16 protein-coding genes are annotated in these 19,082 nt (G+C 43.0%); 6 read left to right on the plus strand and 10 right to left on the minus strand.

From position 1 onward, the window contains the following. Positions 1–26 precede the first annotated feature (26 nt). The 4 genes from argS to BMX50_RS10745 all read right to left on the minus strand — a co-directional run bounded on the left by argS (position 27) and on the right by BMX50_RS10745 (position 5,575). Positions 27–1,955: an arginine--tRNA ligase gene (argS, locus tag BMX50_RS10730; RefSeq protein WP_091210523.1), complete on the minus strand. Its 1,929-nt coding sequence runs from the start codon at positions 1,953–1,955 to the stop codon at positions 27–29. A gap of 322 nt (positions 1,956–2,277) precedes the next feature. Beyond that, positions 2,278–2,769: a cupin domain-containing protein gene (locus BMX50_RS10735; protein ID WP_091210524.1), complete on the minus strand. Its 492-nt coding sequence runs from the start codon at positions 2,767–2,769 to the stop codon at positions 2,278–2,280. Between the two features lie 75 nt (positions 2,770–2,844). Next, entirely contained in the window at positions 2,845–3,459 is a 615-nt protein-coding gene (locus tag BMX50_RS10740; protein ID WP_091210525.1) for an HmuY family protein, read from the minus strand. A 28-nt stretch (positions 3,460–3,487) separates the two neighbouring features. Continuing rightward, positions 3,488–5,575 carry a TonB-dependent receptor plug domain-containing protein gene (locus tag BMX50_RS10745; RefSeq protein ID WP_091210526.1) on the minus strand — a complete coding sequence of 696 codons (2,088 nt, stop codon included), beginning with the start codon at positions 5,573–5,575 and terminating at the stop codon, positions 3,488–3,490. A 97-nt stretch (positions 5,576–5,672) separates the two neighbouring features. Between BMX50_RS10745 and BMX50_RS34505 the strand changes: the two genes are divergently transcribed. Together BMX50_RS34505 and BMX50_RS10750 are read left to right on the plus strand one after the other, a co-directional pair. After that, positions 5,673–5,813, plus strand: coding sequence for a hypothetical protein (locus BMX50_RS34505; RefSeq protein ID WP_167667867.1), 141 nt, complete (start codon positions 5,673–5,675; stop codon positions 5,811–5,813). 87 nt (positions 5,814–5,900) lie between these two features. Then, positions 5,901–6,638 carry a helix-turn-helix transcriptional regulator gene (locus tag BMX50_RS10750; RefSeq protein ID WP_091210527.1) on the plus strand — a complete coding sequence of 246 codons (738 nt, stop codon included), beginning with the start codon at positions 5,901–5,903 and terminating at the stop codon, positions 6,636–6,638. 114 nt (positions 6,639–6,752) lie between these two features. Here BMX50_RS10750 and BMX50_RS10755 read toward each other — a convergent pair whose 3' ends face one another. Both BMX50_RS10755 and BMX50_RS10760 read right to left on the minus strand, forming a co-directional pair. Beyond that, entirely contained in the window at positions 6,753–7,448 is a 696-nt protein-coding gene (locus BMX50_RS10755) for an ankyrin repeat domain-containing protein (protein WP_091210528.1), read from the minus strand. Between the two features lie 3 nt (positions 7,449–7,451). Beyond that, positions 7,452–7,880 (minus strand): DUF1801 domain-containing protein, encoded by a 429-nt coding sequence (locus tag BMX50_RS10760; protein ID WP_091210529.1) that lies wholly within the window; start codon positions 7,878–7,880, stop codon positions 7,452–7,454. A gap of 141 nt (positions 7,881–8,021) precedes the next feature. Here BMX50_RS10760 and BMX50_RS10765 point away from each other — a divergent pair, with 141 nt between their 5' ends. Beyond that, positions 8,022–8,432, plus strand: coding sequence for a nuclear transport factor 2 family protein (locus BMX50_RS10765; RefSeq protein ID WP_091210530.1), 411 nt, complete (start codon positions 8,022–8,024; stop codon positions 8,430–8,432). 362 nt (positions 8,433–8,794) lie between these two features. Continuing rightward, a complete protein-coding gene (locus BMX50_RS10770) occupies positions 8,795–9,460 on the plus strand; it encodes a response regulator transcription factor (RefSeq protein ID WP_244280942.1) in 666 nt (221 codons plus the stop codon). 29 nt (positions 9,461–9,489) lie between these two features. On the opposite strand, the gene BMX50_RS10775 is transcribed toward BMX50_RS10770, so the two are convergent. Beyond that, positions 9,490–9,891, minus strand: coding sequence for a hypothetical protein (locus BMX50_RS10775; protein WP_091210531.1), 402 nt, complete (start codon positions 9,889–9,891; stop codon positions 9,490–9,492). Between the two features lie 254 nt (positions 9,892–10,145). Here BMX50_RS10775 and BMX50_RS10780 point away from each other — a divergent pair, with 254 nt between their 5' ends. Next, on the plus strand, positions 10,146–10,652 hold the full coding sequence (locus BMX50_RS10780) for a hypothetical protein (RefSeq protein WP_091210532.1): 507 nt from the start codon (positions 10,146–10,148) through the stop codon (positions 10,650–10,652). Between the two features lie 193 nt (positions 10,653–10,845). Further along, a complete protein-coding gene (locus BMX50_RS10785) occupies positions 10,846–12,342 on the plus strand; it encodes a flavin monoamine oxidase family protein (RefSeq protein ID WP_091210533.1) in 1,497 nt (498 codons plus the stop codon). Here BMX50_RS10785 and BMX50_RS10790 read toward each other — a convergent pair whose 3' ends face one another. The 3 genes from BMX50_RS10790 to BMX50_RS10800 all read right to left on the minus strand — a co-directional run bounded on the left by BMX50_RS10790 (position 12,343) and on the right by BMX50_RS10800 (position 18,992). After that, a complete protein-coding gene (locus tag BMX50_RS10790) occupies positions 12,343–12,795 on the minus strand; it encodes a hypothetical protein (protein ID WP_143065142.1) in 453 nt (150 codons plus the stop codon). Between the two features lie 112 nt (positions 12,796–12,907). Further along, on the minus strand, positions 12,908–13,606 hold the full coding sequence (locus BMX50_RS10795; protein ID WP_091210535.1) for a head GIN domain-containing protein: 699 nt from the start codon (positions 13,604–13,606) through the stop codon (positions 12,908–12,910). A 76-nt stretch (positions 13,607–13,682) separates the two neighbouring features. Continuing rightward, on the minus strand, positions 13,683–18,992 hold the full coding sequence (locus BMX50_RS10800) for an Ig-like domain-containing protein (RefSeq protein ID WP_091210536.1): 5,310 nt from the start codon (positions 18,990–18,992) through the stop codon (positions 13,683–13,685). Positions 18,993–19,082: the final 90 nt, after the last annotated feature.

The raw sequence follows: 19,082 nt of genomic DNA on the forward strand, positions 1-19,082 counted from the left end.
CGTCAACCGTAAACTGCCTACTAAAATTACATCCTTTCCGGTACTTCAATACCCAAAAGCTTCATGCCTTTGCTAATCACTTTAGCTGATGACGCGGATAAGGCTAAACGGAATTGTTTTGAATCCTCGTCTTCGGCCTGCAATATCGATTTTTCGTGATAAAACTTGTTGTATGTTTTGGCAAGCTCATATACATAGTTAGCGATTACAGCCGGGCTATAACCCTTTGCCGCTTCCTTAACAGTTTCGGGGTATTTATCAAGCAATACAATCAAATCGCGTTCAACACCTGCCAGTTCAGTTACAGTCGGTTTAATCCCAACCTGATAATCGGCCCTGCTTAATACTGATTTGATACGGGCGTGAGTATATTGAATAAACGGCCCGGTATGTCCCTGAAAATCTACCGATTCGTTTGGATCAAACAGCAAACGTTTTTTCGGATCAACCTTTAACAGGAAGTATTTAAGAGCTCCCATACCAATGGTGTGATATAACGCAACCTTATCTTCTTCGTTAAAAGCATCAACTTTGCCCATGGCTTCAGTTTGCTCTTTAGCGGTAGTTTCCATCTCGGCCATCAGGTCATCGGCATCAACTACTGTACCTTCACGCGATTTCATTTTGCCAGAAGGCAAGTCGACCATACCATACGATAAATGGAATAAACCATCGGCACCGGTTTTACCCAATTTCTGCAGTATGAGGAACAGCACTTTGAAGTGATAATCCTGTTCGTTACCTACCACATAAATTGATTTATCCATGTGGTAATCGTTGTATTTCAACTGGGCAGTGCCCATATCCTGGGTAATGTAAACTGAAGTGCCATCACCACGAAGAACAAGCTTTTCGTCAAGGCCATCTGAAGTAAGGTCTATCCAAACCGAGTTATCTGCTTTTTTAAAGAATACACCTTTTGCAAGGCCTTCTTCAATAATATCTTTACCTAAAAGGTAAGTGTTCGACTCGTAGTAGTATTTATCAAAATCAACGCCCAGTTGTTTGTAGGTTTCGGCAAAACCAGCGTACACCCAGCCGTTCATGGTTCTCCACAGGCCCATTACCCCTTCATCGCCTGCCTCCCATTTTTGCAGCATCTGCTGGGTTTCGAGCATGATAGGTGTAGCATTCTTGGCTATCTCTTTGATCTTATCTTCTTCGCCCGCTATTTTATCATCTAACTCACCTATCAGTTTTTGATTTGCCTCGTCGGTTTGGGCTCGTTTTTCCTTAACCTTGGCTATGGTAGCTAACGATTCTTCTATTTTGGTCTTCTGATTTTCTTTAAAGGCCGAAAGATCATGTTTTTCATAAACATTGCTTAGTACAGGTTTAAGCTGTTCCCTTAATTCCTTATCGAACAATACATAATACTTACCCACCAGGTGATCGCCTTTCATACCTGACGATTCAGGAGTTTCGCCATTGCCGAACTTTTGCCAGGCCAGCATGGATTTACAGATATGGATGCCACGGTCATTAACCAAATTGGTTTTGATCACCTCATACCCATCGGCAGCCAGGATCTCAGCAACCGAATAACCTAACAGGTTGTTACGGATATGGCCAAGGTGCAGCGGTTTATTGGTATTGGGAGATGAATACTCCACCATTACCTTTTGCCCGTTAGGCTTTGCTACCGCGAAATCATCGGCAGTAATATGATTATATAACTGGCTGATCCAGTATTCATCGCTGATAGAAAGATTAAGGAAACCTTTGATCACGTTAAAGGAAGCAACTTCTTTCAACTCGTTTTTTAAAAACTCCCCTATTTCGGCACCTGTTTGTTCTGGCCCCTTGCGCGAAAATTTGGTAAACGGGAAGGTTACTATGGTTACCTGTCCTTCAAACTCCTTACGGGTTTCCTGTATGCTAACGGCAGCCGGTTCAATGTCAGTTTGGTATAAATGCTTAACTGCTTTTACGGCTGCTTCAATAATAAAATCCATTCGGCAAAATTAAATAAAATGGGCGGATTGAAAATATTAAAATGGTGATGTTTACATGTAGATTAGGAGGCTCCTATGGAGCCTTGACTTTAGCTATAACATTCCTATAAACACGATACTCCTACGGAGTGTTAGGCGCGTAAGTTTTCAATTCCGGGTGATTAGGTGATCGAGGGCGATTTGAGCCGGTATTTATTCTTTTATAACACGAAATGTTACAGTTCTTACTATCACAGCTATAAACACTCCGTAGGAGTATCGTGTTTATAGCCACTAATCATAAATGGCTGTTGGCTCCGTAGGTACCTCCTATTCTGCTGAGCTATTCCCGACACATTCTTGTTAATAAAGCCTGATGCTGAGGATAGTCCAAAACTAATTCTTCTCTTTTAGCCATTTCAAACTCGCTAAAATCAAAACCTGGCGCAACGGCACAACTCACCAGCGCAAAACCCTCTCCTGTTTTTAATTCGGCGGCAAACCATAGCCCGGCTTGTACAACAACCGAAAAGCTACCCGTATTTTCATCGGACAATTCATGACTTATCAAACTGCCATTTTTTTGGATCACGTGAATGATCAATGGCTGCCCCTTGTGAAAATACCAGATCTCATCAGATGCAATACGATGAAAACCTGAGAAATCTGTATTCTCCAATAAATAGTAAATGGAGGTGCATGCCTGTTTAACATCTGCCCCGGCAACGCGGCTAACCTCCTGTTCGGAACGAAAAGTTTCTTTGTAATAACCGCCTTCGGGGTGGGGCAACAGGTTTAACGATTGGATATAATATGCCGCGTTTTGAGTTTCCATAAAACAAGTATAAAACAAAAAAGCCCCCTTTTCAGGGGACTTCCGACATAATTAACCAACCAAAGAAAATTTGTCTTATTTGAAGCTTGTTGTTCCATCGCCCTGGTAAGCGTAGCGGAAAGTATAGTAGCGTGATGCAGGTCTTGTGGTGAGATCAGCAAACGTGGTAGTTGTAGTGTTTGGATTGCCCTTGTAATAGCTGATCATTTCAACTTTAGCATATTTGCCATCAGCAGTTTTGATCACGAATATTTTACCAGGTGTTGCAAGTATGGCATGCTGCGGCGCAGTTTCGGCAGTATAAGTATACCAGCCCGAAATGGCAGGAGCGCCCGTTGCATCAGTTTTATAGTCGGCAGTTGGGGCCGTTGTTAAAGCTTCAAACGTGCTGCTCACTACCTGGGCCTGGGCTGTCCCGGTGCCTGATGTACCACCATTTGTAAATATGCTTGTCGATTTGAATTTAAGGTCCCACTTAGTAGCTGAAGCGGTATCAGCCCCTGTAACCTCTGCTCCTGTTGCAAGGCTGAAATAAACGGTTGCCTTTGATGCACCATCAAGATCAGCAATAGTTTTAGTGGTAAGCTTGCTGGCTTCAGGAGTTGGATCGTCGTTGTTTTTGCTGCATGATGATGCCAGTAATATAGCCGCCGCGCCGAATGCCAATGATAAAGTTTTGAATTTGTTCATGTGTGTTTTATGTATGATAGTTTAATAATTATTGCTTGTTAAAATTGTAAGCCAACCTGGCGTAAATAAGCCTGCCGGGCAGGTTCAGGATCACCTGCGGATCTTTATGGTTAAACAGGTTTTGCGCAGTTATTTGCAACCGGAGTGCATTGTTCATAAACAGCTTTGAAACAGATGCGTTGATCAACATGTAGCCGTTGGTATATTCATCGTCCCGGTTTACAATGCCATTGCCGTCGCTGTCTTTATAGCCATATCTTCCACGATAAACAGCCCTTACCGATGTGTTAATCCCGGTTTTTTCCTCATTATAATTTAGCCTGATGTTATAGGTATATTTCGACCTGCCAAGCAGGCCGCCATAATCACTCCGTTTTAGAGCTTTTGTTAGATTGGTTTCAGGGTCTTTGGTGAATACTTTGCCGGCCTTGATCTGATCAAGCACATCCTGGTCATAAGCTTCGAGGTATTGGAAGCCTCCGCCAATTTGCAAGGCTTTAAAAAGCTGGTAGGTAATATCTGTTTCAACACCCTGCGTATAAACCTTGTTGAGATTGAAGTAAGAGAAAACCGATTGCCCGTTTGTTTTCAGGGCGATGGCAGCTGTCTCGATCAGATTGCTGATGTTATTGCGAAACAGGTTGGCAGTCCAGTAAAGTTTGGCAACCGGTTTATATCTGAAGCCAAAGTTAAAGGCGGTTGAACTCTCGGCATTCAGTCTCTTTAATGTGGAGGGATCTATCAACACCGTTTCAATCTGTCCCTCCTGTTGTAGGCGCGCTATCCCGGCTTTTGCCTCTTCGTAGCCAAAGACACTATAGCCAACTTCGGCATTGGTAAAGTTGAGGTAGAGCTGCCTGAAATCGGGCGCTTTGTAACCTTTACCTGCCGAACCTAATATGGTAAGCTTATCACTAAGCGCATAGCTCGCAGCCAGCTTCGGACTAAATTGTGATTTATAAACGCTGTGCGCATCAAATCTGCCACCGGCTATAATGTCAAGCTTTTTTACAGGGATCCAATCTGCCTGGAAATAGCCGTAGCCCGATGTAAAAGATTGCTGTTTGGTATAACGGGTAGCCTCTACAGTTTCATACTGCCCACCAATACCAGCGGTTAATTTCAGGTTGTCCTGAACTGCATAATCGTTCTGAACCTCGGCACGGTTAAAAGTTTGGGTGAAATAGGTTTGATCGTAAACATCATTGTTATCCTCATACCTGATATCAGAATTGGTTTTATAAACCGAGCGATAAAGCTGCAACACCGACACATCTTTTTTGCTGAAGCGATGGGTAAGTACCGGCGCTATATTGAAATCCTTTTCGGTGCCTTTACCTGAAGCAAAGCGGCTGTCATCAACCGAAAAACGGCTGTCCTGGTCATTGGTAAAATATCTTACTGATAATTTCAGACTGGTGTTATCGTCAAAACGATAAGCTGTTTTACCGTTAAGTGTATAGCCATGAAATGGCGAAACCGTTGGGATGCCCGATGCAGGCTGCAGGCTATAGCCTCCGCTGCTATTGCGGTTGGCAAAACCGCTGATGTAGAATTTATCTGTTTTGTATGATGAATTCAGGGAGATATCGGCGTTTTTATTGGTACCATACCGCCCGGCTACTCCACCCGAAAAGCCTTTGGCTGGCTCGGCAGTAATGATGTTCACTACGCCGGCCATTGCCTCCGAGCCGTAAAGGGAAGATGTAGGGCCTTTAACTATTTCAATTCTGTCGATATTATTAGTGGTGATCCTTGATAGCTCAAGGATACCGGTACTACGGCCTATTAACGGCAAGCCATCTATCAGGATGAGGGTATAAGCCGGGTCAAAGCCCTGGATCTGGATACCTTGTCCGTGCGGGTCATCGAGGATATTGATGCCGGTTTGTTCGGACAAAACTTCGTTAAGGCGCACCAGCCCCCGGTTTTTTATTTCTTCGGATGTGATGCGGGTTATCGGAATAGGTACCTGCTGTAAACTTTTTGCAGTGCGGGTTCCTGTTACTACTACCTCTTTTAGTTGCTTAGTGCTATCCTTCCTTGTTGTGTCGCGCTGAGCATAAACAGCGGTTGAAGTTGACAGAACAAGTACCCAAGGAAGAATATTTTTCATTTATTTAGACTAATTAAAAATAATGGTGCAAATTTGTAGCATAGCTCTCAAGTTTGGTTAACGCCAAACGGATTGAAAACAACGCTAAACGGATTTTATGCACACAACCCTTACTCCTGTTTCATCAAACAATATCCATTTAAGCTACCCGGAAGGCTTTATAGCCACATCATGCATCGAAAAAAGAAGCCAGGAATTAAAACTTGCGGAGGGAAGTGTTAAGGTAGAGGAATGCTGATTTGAAGGAATTTGTGTTGTATACAGTATTGTTAATGCTGCTCAATTGTTCTCAATTAGTTTTAATTATCCCAAACCGTGCAGGGTTATGTTTTTTGCATTGGATGGCAAGATTGAGGCAGATCTTGGCAGAACAGTTATAAGAATAAACAAAAACAATAGCTCTTCCGCCTGCCAGGTGGGCCTAAACGCCAATATATCACTTCATACCAACAGCACAATGCTGGCCATATGTATTGATGAATCATTTATAGAAAAGTTATCTGCCCAGGGGACCTTGCCTATCGATGCGAAAAAACGCCCTGATCATCTGATAAAAAAGAATCTGAATACGAAGGCACAATCTATCGGTAACAACATTTTAGATAACACCCAAACGCCTTATCTAAAACGGTTGCTGCTCGAAGCCGGCATAGTAGATTTATTGATCAAGCTGCATCAACCAGAGGAAATACCCTTGCAATCTATTATTAACGATACAGACAAGACACGTTTACTGGAAGCCAAAAATATAGTAGAGCAAAATTTAAAAAAGCCATGCTCATTAACCGAGCTTTCACGCAAAACCGGCCTTAACGATTTTAAACTAAAAAAGGGGTTTAAAGCATTGTTTGGCAACACTGTTTTTGGTTACCTGGCCGAACTCAGGATGAATCTCGCCCATAAATTACTCCAAGACGGTCGCAGTGTTAGCGAAGTGGCCGAAACCGTGGGCTATAAAAATGCGCATCATTTTACTGCAGCTTTTAAAAAACACTATGATATGCTGCCAAGTAAGGTAAGCAAGCTAATGGTGATATTGATGGGATACCTGGCCTGGATGTAACGGCATTTAAATGTAGAGACGCATAACCTTAGAGCAAGTCTATCCAGCAGAAATCATGCGTTATTTGCATATTGAGAGACGCAATTATGCGTCTCTACGTAAAAATTGTTTAACCTAACAGGTAAACAACTTCAAAACCCCGGTCTGGTTATTTTGCTCTGCCAATTTCCTGGCAGACAGGCCGTCTTTATTCTCTATGTTAAAATTAGCGCCATATTTCAGCAATAGCCTGATCTGATCAAGCTTATACTTTCGTTTCACGGCATGAAAAAGTGTAGTGTTGCCATCCTTATCGGCAAAGTTTACATCTGCCCTGTTCTTTAAAAACCATTCGGCTATTTCAAAACGTTTCCAGTTATACGCTGCCATAAATGGGGTATCGATGCCTGCACTGCTATCTGTTTGTGCTCCATAGCTTTTAAACAGGTCGGCACCGCCGATATCATTATACCAGGTTATTGCATACATACAATGCTCGGGATCAGCACCCTTGGCCAGCAGATATTTATATAACAGCTCATTTCGCCCCCTCGTATAGGCATACCACAGCGGTGTAGCCGGGAAAAAACCGCATTCCTCTTTTATCCGGTGGATTGAATTGATATCCATACCGCCATCCAGTAACAATTTGAGTATCGTCAAACTATCTTCAGCCTTATCCGGTTTCTTTGTAATCTCAACACCACATAAATAATGAAGCGCATTTTTACCGCTGTCTTCGGCCCAGGTAAGCCATCGCGCATCCTTTTCGATCATCGCTTTAACAGCTTCAACATTAAGATCTTTGATATGCTGGATGAATTTGATCATATGCTACTTATCCAATAACACCAACCAGCTTTTTACTGCATTTCGTAAAGCACCTTCCTGTGCCTCAACTTCCTCCATATTATGAAAAAAAGCCAGTCTCCGGCCATCCGCGTAATCGCCGGAAAGCAACCCCGAGGTATCATTAATTTTCGCGCCCGAAGGAAATACGAGCCTGATACAGTCTTTTTGGTAAACGTTTGAAACAATCACGTATCTTTTATATTCTTTAGGATCAAAAGGTCTCATTTCACCGGTATACAAAAAGCTTGGTGCATTCCATTTGATGTGTTCACCAATTTCACTGTCAACACTCAGTATAACCTTTCTTAAAGCTTCCAGCACACCTTTAAGCGGGTGCTCAAGCTTTTGCATATAGGCATCCACTCCTGCCGAATCGGCAAGGACGGCTGGATTTGATGTTTTGGCTTTCATTATTAAACAGGTAATAAATTGATTGCGAAGCGTTATCTAATTTAAAAAAAGAATACTTGATACCAAAGGAACCGTAAATAGTACCATAAAACCAGCCAGCACTGTCTTAACTTTGGCATATCAAATTAGATTATTACCATCATGGAACAGAAACTGCCACTACCTCCGTTTAATTTTGAAACAGCTACCCAAAAAGTGCAATTAGCCGAAGATGCCTGGAACAGCCAGGATCCGGCAAGGGTTTCTTTAGCATATACAATCGACACTGAATGGCGTAACCGCTCGGAATTTGTGAACGGCCGCGAACAGGTTGTTGAATTTTTAACCCGCAAATGGCAAAAGGAACTCAACTATAAACTAAAAAAAGAGCTGTGGGCTTTTACAGATAACCGAATTGCAGTACGGTTTGAATATGAATATCACAATGCCGAAGGTGAATGGTTCCGCGCTTACGGCAACGAAAACTGGGAGTTTGACGAAAACGGGCTAATGCAAAAACGTTATGCCAGTATCAACGACCTGCCCATCAGGCAAGAAGACCGGCGGTTGTAAGAATAAAATAACCCCTTATGCAAGCCGCTGGACTTTATAAGGGGTTAAACTTAAATGTTAAAATAATTAAGTAAAAAGGTTTAGGGCTCCTCTTTGGTTAGATTTATAAGCGTTCAAAGTAACGTCTGCCTTCTTGCGCCTTTAATGGTCGTTAGCATTCCAACATTTCTATTTTATCAGGGGTACAAATATTAAATAGGGATTTTCTTTCTATCTCAAATTTCGTTCAACTAATAAAAATCAGAAAGGGTGAAATCGCCCTTTTTTTAGTTCAAAACAGATAATAAAATGAAATAGAAGTACATTATTTTTCCTACTTTGCATTATAGTTAACACCAGTTAACAGATATAACCTTTAATTAATGCAAACTTCTATATCAACCGCGCCTATACAAATTGCTATTATCGATAACCACACTTTGTTCAGGCAAGGTATGATTAGTCTGCTTGAAGATTTTAAAGAGGTTGAAATTCTTTTCGATGCTGAAAACGGTGAGGATATGATCAGTAAACTTAAAAAGTCGCCCTTACCCGATATTGTGTTGATGGACATTACCATGCCCGTAATGGATGGCTATAAAGCTACGGCCTGGCTACGGGAAAACCACCCAACGGTGAAAGTGCTGGCGTTGAGCATGTCTGACGAAGATAAACCAATCATCAACATGCTTAAAAGCGGGGCCGTTGGTTATATGCTCAAGGAATCCAAAATCAGGGATGTGGTTTATGCAATGCAAACTATCCAAAAGCATGGCTATTACCTTAATGAACTGGTAAGCGGTAAATTGCTGTACACCATGCAAAATAAAAACACACCGGCTGATAAATCAAAAGAGCTTACCTCCAACGAACTCACGTTTTTGAAACTAAGCTGCTCGGAGCTTACCTACAGGCAAATTGCCGACGAAATGAACCTGAGCCCCCACACCATCGATAATTATCGAGAATCCTTATTTCTAAAGTTCGGGCTTAAATCAAGAACAGGGATGGTGCTTTTTGCTATTAAAAATCAGATCATAACGGTTTAAGGTCTTACTGATATTTATCTCTTTAATATTTAAAAAATCAGCTTAAATACAAAAGGGACCACTATAATACCCAGACTTATCAACACATAATTACGATAGAGTTTACGGCCTCTGCTGGGATATAAGTTCATCAACTTATTATAACGGTCATTATTAAAAATGAGCAGGTAATTTAATATTACAAAAGGAATTAAAAACACAAGCAAACCGGCAATAAAGGCGTTTATTGCCTTATCCCGGGTTAGGTCAAGTGTAAAAAGGATAGGGATATCCGTAAAAAACCGAAGAATAAATAATAGGGATAGCAGGTTAACACCCTGTATTAATGACATAGAGATAATTGTAAATACCTTCCAACTACCATCCATCCCCTTCTTTGCCCTCTCCTGAGTAATGGCATCAACCCAGATCTTATAATAAATGCTCAACATCTGCTTTTCATTTATATTCAACTATATTAACTAACCCTCAACACTACACATAAGTTTGCATAACTATTAAGTAACTGATATTTACTGTATTCCGTTAGTAATGGCAATTCGTCACGATATTTCGTCATCTCAAAGTCAATAAATACATAAAATATTCATTATCAGCAACATAAAAACAAGGCATAAGTATTGAATTCTTTCAAAGAGTTCGTTAATAAATCACAACACAATCACTAACCTTAAAACACATTACCATGCCAAATCATTTATCAACGTTCGGAGTCATCCATACTGCAATAAGTCTTGTAGGGGTTGCTATCGGTTTTATTGCCTTGTTTCAGGACGGCAAAATCATTCCTAACACCAAAAATGGAAAACTTTATGGCATCTTCACTGTACTGGCCTGTTTGTCATCATTCCTCGTTATGAAAACCGGTCACCTGAGCAGCGCTCATAACCTGTCTTTCCTTATTTTGATACTATTGCCTATTGTTTACTATGCCCCTTCGCTACGCATTTTTGGAAGTAAAGCCGATTATGTACAAACTGTAGGCATGACGGCCACCTTGTTGTTTTCATTAGTGCCTGCTGTAGTTGAAACACTGACAAGGCTCCCGGTTGAACAACCGCTGGCCGATGGGCCTGATTCATCCATAGTAAAAATGGGGCTTTTAATTTTACTGGTATTATTTATCATCATTATGATATACCAGGCAATTAAACTGAAGAGCCAACGCAAGGGACTTAGTCCTGCCATGTAAATTGCTATCTGCCGATACATTAATATATTAACTGTCTGGGGCTTGCCTGTTTTTTTACGGGCAGGCATTTTTGTTTCACTACAATTCTTCTACACGGCGCTGCGCCAACGCCTAAAGTTCATGTAATACCCAGGGCTATTTGAAATAATGTTACATTTATTAAAAGCTACGCGCATTAAATCCCTCCTAAACAATGAAAGATATTAAAAGACGATCATTCATTAAACACACTATATTGGCTGGTGCCGGCACAGTTATCGCGCCTCAATTTCTAAATGCCGTGCCGGCAGAAAGTGAACGGCCAATAAAGGCCAACCAAACCGGGCCAACTTCGGGCAAGAAAGTGATTGTTGCCGGGGCGGGAATTACCGGGCTTTGCTGTGCATATGAACTAATGAAAGCCGGTCATGATGTAACGGTTTTGGAAGCCGATGGCCGGTACGGTGGTCATGTGTTTACAGGCAGAGACGGCCTATCTGACGGATTATATGCCGATTACGGTGCCGATCATATCACTAAACCGGGCTACGAAAAGTTTTTTGAATATGCAGACGAATTTAAGCTTACGACCCTGCCCTATCCTCATGCCGAAGGATCGGCTGCGGCGCCCAACCGTAACGGCCTACGAATGATTGGCGGTAAGTTTTACACTGATGAACAGATGAAAGACCCGGCAGTATTAACCAAAATGGGCTTTAATGAACCTGAAATTAAGTTCCTCACCGAAAATCCTTTTTACGCCCTGAGCTCCTTTTATCTCAAAAAATATAGCGGCAAGTTTACCGACCCATATCAGCCATTTGGAGTTGGGTACAATGAGTTTGACAAAATTCCGGTTAGTGACCTTTATAAAAAGGAGGGGGCATCTGCGGCGGCACTCGCTTATCTTGGCGGGCAAAGGACTTCTGCATTGTATCACCTCTGGAGGGCTTATGTTATGGAATCGCGGGGCATTCCGCTTTCTGAGGGTGATACTTATCATTTAAAAGGCGGCAACGAACAACTACCTATCGCCTTCGCTAAACGCCTGGGGAAAAGAGTAAAATTAAACCATCGCATTACAGCAATTAACCATTCAGCTACTAACGTCACGGTTAAATATAAACCCTATGGAAAAACTGAACAGGAAATGACTGCCGATTTCCTGGTAAACTGCATCACGCTGCCGATTTTCAAAACAATTCCCCTGTCGCCGCCCCTCTCACCCGAAAAACAGTACGTGGTTAACCGAACAACCTATTCATCGCATCCATTTTATGTATTTGAAGCAAGTACCCGTTTTTGGCTTGATGACGGATTTAAAAGCATCAACATGGAATTTGAACATCCATACATATCATCCATTTGGGAAGAAACTAACGAAGTGGGCAGCGACCGGGTGATATTGAAAGCCTATGGCCCCGGTGGCCTTTCCCCACAGCAGGTACTTGATGCCTTCAGGCAAGTTTACCCGGGCAAGCACGATACCATTGAACAAGCTTTAACCAAAGACTGGACAAGAGATGCATTTGCTCCCGCCTGCGAAATGGAACCATTTCCGATAGGTCAGATGCACCGTTTTTGGCCACAGATCATGAAGCCCGAAGGCCGGATCTATTTTGCCGGCACATATGCTGATAATTTAAGCAGAGGGATGGAATCATGTATCCGTTCGGCTCAACGCGTAGCTGCCGAAATTGATAGGACTTAATTATTCCATTCGCGCCACTAAGAATGTAGTTTTTGTGGCCTTAGACTCATTATCTTTAAAATTCAATGTAAGACTATGCCCATCAACAATATAAGTAGAATTGACATAAAACTTAGCATCAGATGGCTCCTGGCTAATCATTGTGTTGCCTTCTCTCACAGCTTTTCCGGATATGGAAATCTTGAGGCTATCCCCTTTTAAGCCATACTGCCCCGAATAATAAACAGCTAAAATACTGCTATCTTTCTTAAAAGTTACGTCAACTAATTCAAATTGGTTAGTCTGTCCAAAGCTTAAATGCCGTTCAGTACTATCACCGGTTTTGGCATACCAGGCTCCGAAAATCGATGTATTTTTTGTCAGGACGTTTTCTTTTTTATCCTTTGAACAGGCATTTAAAAATAGCAACAAGCAAATTGAAAGGCCGCAGGTTAGGTTTCTTGATATTTTCATAAAGTGAAGGTTTAACTAATATTACGATACTTACCACCGTTTCGCTACACCAATAACAAAAAAAGACTGCCAGGAATGGAACAGTCTTTCAATATTTCAGATAAACAGTTTGTTAGTCGGCCTTGCTTACCCTGCCTGAGCCGGCATAATGGGTTTCGCCAATGGTTGCTGTGCCTGAATATACAACACTTCCTGAACCCGAAATACGGGCCGAAACAGTTTTACTGGCAATCAAGCTAACATTACCCGAACCTGCAATTGAAGCCTCAACAGTTTCTGTACTTAATGATTTACCGTTAATCTCGCCTGAGCCCGAGATGTGACAATCGGCCATTCCTGTGCTGCCTTTAACATCAATAGAACCCGACCCGCTGATCCTCAGGTCCAATGTGCCTGACTTAACAGCAGTTTTAATATTTCCCGAACCGCTTAATGCAATTTTTGCATTCCCGCCGGTCATTGTCCCGTCAACGGTTGTGTTTCCGGAGCCGCTGTTAGCAAGATATCCGATACTTTTGGCTGTAATGTAAATATTAGCACGCTGAATATTACGGTGATTTTTCCAGTGATCTTTAAATTCAACTTTTAATATCCCGCCTTCTACTTCAGTTTTAATATCGTCAACTATATTGGCGTCAACATCAAGTTTAATGCTTTCAGTTCCGTCAATTTTTATGAATACGTTAAACGGGCCACCGCAGGCAACGCCGTTAAAGCCAGACACATTACGGCTTACTGTTTGTGCCGAAGTATTAAGCGCTATCGAAACTGTAAGTAACGAAGCCATCATTGAGAAGATTAGTTTTTTCATGATTGCGTGTTTAAAGTATATGACGCTCGCAGAAAAAAAACGTTGCAGCTCTTTCCGGTTTTTCTTTCTGATTACCTTATCTCAAAATAGTAACCGAACCCGATAAAGGTGGCTTGCCCGTTTTGAGATCAATGATATAAAAATATGTGCCCGCAGGTAGCTGCCGTCCGTTAAAGTTACCGTCCCAGGGTACGCCGTAGCCTACTGAGTGGTATAACCGTTCGCCATACCTGTTAAACACATCTACAGTTGAGCTTTCATAAGCTACCAATCCCTTTACTTCCCAATAATCATTAAATCCGTCTCCATTGGGCGTAAAAGTATTGGGCACAGTAATATCAGGCGATACCTTGATGATGGTCTGGCTTTGATTAACACAACCACGAACATCCGTAACATAAAGTGTGTAAGCAATATCAGCATCACCGGTAACCACAGGCTCTTTTATTTTGTTATTGTTTAGGCCAACATCGGGCAGCCACAGATACTGAACATTTTCATCACTTACCGTTGGCATTAATGTAATGGTATGATTTTTTAATACATACCTTATACCTCCGGCATCAACAGTTGGCGGTGGTATAAATTTAATGATCATATCATCGCTGGCGGTATAACACTGTCCGGGCGCATTCGCAGTAAGCGTGAGTTTTACCGAACGATTTTTGATATCATCTTCAGAAGGGGTATAAACCGCCCCCTCGGCGTTTTCCGGATACAGCAATGTACCGGAGCCGGAGCTTGTCCACTTGCCGCCACCTGGTATCAGGATATTTCCATCCAATTTTATGGGATCACGTTTTGCACAAACTTCCAGATCGGTACCGGCATTGGTGCCTGGTGTTTTGCCAAAAGTTATAGTCATTTCAGATGTGGCGATGTTACAATTATCTTTACTGGTAGATGTGAGCACCAAGGTTACAGATCCTGCAGCCCGGTCTTCGACAGATGGTTCATACTTTGCATTCAATTCAACATCTGAAGGTAAAAACTGCCCTGGATTGGTACCTTTCTTTGACCATACACCGGTTTTGGTACCGCCTCGAATCTCACCGGCCAGCTGGATGTATTGATCTGTAATACAAGCTAATATATTGCCGCCCGCATCTGAGGTTGGCAGTTTATTTATTACAACTTCTTTGGAAACTACCGGACTGCTGCAACCATTTACAGTAACAAACAGCGAATAGGTACCCGCCATATTTTCAGTAGCACTAATTTCGGGGTTTTGTAATGCCGACTTAAAACCATTAGGGCCAGTCCAGGTATAAGTTGCGTTTGAAATAGTCTGTGCATTTAATTTAATGGTTTTATTTACACATACCGGTGAGTTCGTCCGCACATCGGGCAGAGGTACTTCGGGGTTAACTTTTACTACGTAAGTAAACGGTACCCCGTCACATCCAAAAGCCGAAGGTGTGATAATATAAGGTACATTTATAGCATAGGTAGCTTTATTGATCAGTACTTCATCTATTTTATTACCGGTTTTATTGGTTACCGCAACATTGCTGATCCCAGCTACCGCGGCCCGGCTCCAGCTGAATGTTGCCGACGGGACATTGGAAGTAATAGTATAATCAACGGGCTCCCCGCTACAGGCTGTACCCGACGGCTTACTGGTAACATTAACCGATGGGTTAACCTTTACCACCCATTTAAAAGGCGGCCCTGAGCAGTTACTTGTTTGATAATTATAAACGTAAGTAACATCAACAGGCGCATTGGTTGTATTAAATAATATCTCACGTATAGTGCCAGCCATTTGCCCGGATACAGACTGGTTACTAATGCCCGGAACCGCATCCCTCGACCAACTGGAACTTACGCCGGGGATACTAAATGTTATCGTATAATTTCCGGTGGTCATATTACACAACGTAGCAGTTGGCGCACTCGTAACCTGTGGCGATGGGTAAACCGTAACTACGTAATTAAATGGCGTACCCGAGCACCCGTTGGATACAGGGGTTATTAAATAAGTAACATCAATAGGATCGGCCTTTGTATTTATCAATGTTTCGGTTATTTGTACCGATGTTTGATTGGATACGGCTGTATTACTGATTCCTGCCACAGCTGCACGCGACCATAAAAAAGTAGTCCCCGACTGATCGGCAGTGATGGTATAACTTTGTGGCACACCGCTGCAAACATTATCTGCAGAGCCACTGGTTATAACCGGTAAGGGGCTAACCGTTACATCAACTTTAGTACGCGCACTAACACACCCGTCAACAACAGCTTGCACATAATAACTTGTATTAGCAATTAAGGCCGGCGTTGCGTAAGTGTTTTTGATAGATAGCAAAGTACCTCCAACCGGTGCATCGTACCATTGATAAGTACCTGTTGAACCGGTAGCGGCTAATATTGTGTGACTGCCTTCGCAGGCCGGCACGTTGCTTACTACCGGCGCAGTCGGCGGCTCGCTAACGGTAACTGTAACCGCGGTCATATCACTGGTAACATCGTTAATTGTTGTATTTACATAGTAGGTTGTTGTTTGCGTAAGTACGGGGGTAATAAAATTAGGGCCTGTTGATAACAGCGTACCATTTTCGGCTGCGCTATACCAACGGTACGTCCCTCCCGGACCTGTAGCTGATACTGTGGCTATACTCCCCATACATGTAGTTGTACCGGAGGCAATTGGCGCCCGTAGTGTTGAGCTGATATTAATAACAACCCTGTCAATCGCCGCCCCGCAAATACCCGATGGGTCATTGGAGGTTAGGGTAAGTATCACCTGCTTTTCGCCTGCAGCAGGGATATAAGTAGTAGTCAAATCTGTGGCATCAACAAATCTACCCAATCCACCCGACCATCTGCCGCCCTTAACTCCGTCTATACTGCCTGCCATTTTCGCAGTTTCCCCCGGTTGTATAGTTTGGTCGGGGCCGGCGTCTGCTTTTGCACCTGGATCTATCGTTACCTTTGCGCTGGCCGTACTTCCAACCGTCCCGTCCGGGTTGTAAATTGTGTTGGTAACCTCGTATGTACCAGGTGTTGTTTTGCTTAAGTTGATTTCGCCGGTCGCTGTGCTGGCAAAGGCTAAACCAGACGGTGAAGCTGAAAATGTACCGGCACTTGAATTTGGCGGAAACATTGGCTTTGGATTGGTGCCGTACTGGCAAAATGGCCCTCCATAGCTAAACTTCGCATCAAATATGGAAACAATTTCAACCCCGGCACTATAGGTTGACGAGCATTGCCCATTCCCTGTAAGGGTGACGATGTATTTACCCGGCGCGCTTGCCTTAACATCAATCTGGCCGGTATGAACATCTGCAAAAACCAAACCAGCCGGCGATGCGCTGAAAGTACCGCCCGAAGGATTATTTATTATCGGCTTAGGATTAGGACTAAGTGGACTAAATGTGCCCGATGTATAAAGAAACTGCGTTTCATCAGCCGAATTAACCGATACCGTTACCGGTGCGCGGTTGCTTACACAATCGCCAATCCTGCTTTGTATATAAAAGGTTGTTTTCTCAGATATGATCGGCGTATTAAATGTGCTACCGGTAAATAAGGGGCTTGTTGAAGTTGGGCTTGCAAACCACAATATATCCCCATCACCCGCAGCTGTTAATTTTGCCGATGTACCGGAACAAACGGAGGTATTAGAGGCTGTGGGGGGCGACGGCTGGGAATTTACCTTAACTGTAACTGCAGTACGCGCGCTGACACAGCTATTCGATGCACTTTCAACATAATAAGTTGCAGCTGAAGTTAGATTAGGCGTAACATACGTTGCTCCGGATGACAGGATTGTTCCTCCTACAGCACTATCATACCAGGTAAAACCTGCACCATTTCCTGTTGCAGTAAGTACAGCGGATCCGTTATAACAAACAGTAGTTGCAGGCACTACAGGCGCGGTTACAGGTGGAATGACAGTTACGGGTACAGCTGTCCGGTCGCTTGTACACCCGTCAACCATGGTTTGTACATAATAGGTGGTACTTGTTGTTAAAGCCGGCGTTGTAAAACCAGCTTTAGACGATAGAAGAGAACCTCCTGTTGGTGCAGCATACCACTGATAAGTACCATTAGTTGCGGATTTTGCAGTCAATGAAATCACCGAACCTGAGCAGATTACTGCCCCGGCTGCTACCGGTGCTGCTATAAATGAATTGACAATCACTTTTACCGGAGCACGATCGCTTGTGCAACCTGCCGCCGAACTATTTTCAAGATAATAAGTAGTGGTTTTAGTTAATGCAGGCGTTGTAAACTTTAAACCCGATTTCAATAAACGTCCGCCTGTTGCTGCATCATACCAGGCATATGTACCGGTAGGATTTGTTGCAGCAGTTAATGTTGTTGCCGAACCATAGCATATGGTACTTGTTTGAGGTGCAGGCACTTCAGGTATCGGGTTAACAGTTACTGTTACCGGTACGCGCGGACTTATACAATCATTAAGTACTGTTTGCACATAATATATTTTGGTAGCTGTCAGTACCGGTGTTGTATAATCCGGGCTGGAAATAAGCGGGGTACCACCAGTTGGCACATCAAACCATTGAAAAAAACCGGCAGATGCATCTGCATGCAAAGTTGCTACTGAACCCGAACAAATGTTAGCATTTGAAACCACAGGAGTAGCCGGCGGTGGATTAACCCAGGCAGTAACAGGCGTAGGCACACTGGTGCAGTCATTAATTACCGCAACAACATAATAAGTTGTGGTTTTAGATACAGGCGGAGTAACAAACGATGGCCCTGTTCCTAAAACTGTACCGCCGGCAGCTGATGCGTACCAGCTATAACTTTGCCCCCCACCTGCCAATAAGGTAACGCTTCCACCAGAACATGTTGCTGCACCTGCAACATCCGGTTTGCCGGTTATGTTTACTGACACTGCTGTTCGCGGACTGGTACAGCCGGCAACAGTGGTTTGTACATAATATGTAGTTGATGATAGTATCGGCGGAGTAGTAAAAGTATTTGAACCCGCCAAAAAGTTGCCACCAGTCGGAGCATCAAACCATTGATAATCGCCACCCGGCCCTGTAGCCGTAAGCGTGGCCGAACTATTTTGGCAAACTACCACACTTTTGGCTGTTGGTGCAGCAGGCGTATTTGCATCAGTAATGGATATACTTTTTTTAACGCCTTGGCACCCGGCTGTTTTATCCGTAACGGTCACAGTATAGGTGCCGGATTTATTTACACTGATGTTAGCTCCTGTTTCACCGGTGCTCCATACATAAGTATAGGGTGCGGTACCATTAGTAGCACCGGCCGTTAACACCACCGAACTGCCCGAACAGATAGTGGTGGACGATGCATCGAGATTGACACCCAAAGTACAGTTTTGCGCTTTTACCTTGGATGACAATAACAGGAATAGTAATACTAATAAACGGTTGTTCATGAACCTTTCACAAAGCCTTAAAAATCAAATCCATAAATTGACAGGTTGTTAAGGCTTCTATTTGCGAAACGTTTTTTATTCAGGGTAAAA

Source organism: Mucilaginibacter gossypiicola, from assembly GCF_900110105.1.
In the GTDB taxonomy this organism is placed as follows: domain Bacteria; phylum Bacteroidota; class Bacteroidia; order Sphingobacteriales; family Sphingobacteriaceae; genus Mucilaginibacter; species Mucilaginibacter gossypiicola.

What these genes read in the sequence shown, in the direction of transcription:
- argS (WP_091210523.1), bottom strand. Translation starts at nt 1,955, where the DNA reads ATGGATTTTATTATTGAAGCAGCCGTAAAAGCAGTTAAGCATTTATAC.
- BMX50_RS10735 (WP_091210524.1), bottom strand. Translation starts at nt 2,769, where the DNA reads ATGGAAACTCAAAACGCGGCATATTATATCCAATCGTTAAACCTGTTG.
- BMX50_RS10740 (WP_091210525.1), bottom strand. Translation starts at nt 3,459, where the DNA reads ATGAACAAATTCAAAACTTTATCATTGGCATTCGGCGCGGCGGCTATA.
- BMX50_RS10745 (WP_091210526.1), bottom strand. Translation starts at nt 5,575, where the DNA reads ATGAAAAATATTCTTCCTTGGGTACTTGTTCTGTCAACTTCAACCGCT.
- BMX50_RS34505 (WP_167667867.1), top strand. Translation starts at nt 5,673, where the DNA reads ATGCACACAACCCTTACTCCTGTTTCATCAAACAATATCCATTTAAGC.
- BMX50_RS10750 (WP_091210527.1), top strand. Translation starts at nt 5,901, where the DNA reads ATGTTTTTTGCATTGGATGGCAAGATTGAGGCAGATCTTGGCAGAACA.
- BMX50_RS10755 (WP_091210528.1), bottom strand. Translation starts at nt 7,448, where the DNA reads ATGATCAAATTCATCCAGCATATCAAAGATCTTAATGTTGAAGCTGTT.
- BMX50_RS10760 (WP_091210529.1), bottom strand. Translation starts at nt 7,880, where the DNA reads ATGAAAGCCAAAACATCAAATCCAGCCGTCCTTGCCGATTCGGCAGGA.
- BMX50_RS10765 (WP_091210530.1), top strand. Translation starts at nt 8,022, where the DNA reads ATGGAACAGAAACTGCCACTACCTCCGTTTAATTTTGAAACAGCTACC.
- BMX50_RS10770 (WP_244280942.1), top strand. Translation starts at nt 8,795, where the DNA reads ATGCAAACTTCTATATCAACCGCGCCTATACAAATTGCTATTATCGAT.
- BMX50_RS10775 (WP_091210531.1), bottom strand. Translation starts at nt 9,891, where the DNA reads ATGTTGAGCATTTATTATAAGATCTGGGTTGATGCCATTACTCAGGAG.
- BMX50_RS10780 (WP_091210532.1), top strand. Translation starts at nt 10,146, where the DNA reads ATGCCAAATCATTTATCAACGTTCGGAGTCATCCATACTGCAATAAGT.
- BMX50_RS10785 (WP_091210533.1), top strand. Translation starts at nt 10,846, where the DNA reads ATGAAAGATATTAAAAGACGATCATTCATTAAACACACTATATTGGCT.
- BMX50_RS10790 (WP_143065142.1), bottom strand. Translation starts at nt 12,795, where the DNA reads ATGAAAATATCAAGAAACCTAACCTGCGGCCTTTCAATTTGCTTGTTG.
- BMX50_RS10795 (WP_091210535.1), bottom strand. Translation starts at nt 13,606, where the DNA reads ATGAAAAAACTAATCTTCTCAATGATGGCTTCGTTACTTACAGTTTCG.
- BMX50_RS10800 (WP_091210536.1), bottom strand. Translation starts at nt 18,992, where the DNA reads ATGAACAACCGTTTATTAGTATTACTATTCCTGTTATTGTCATCCAAG.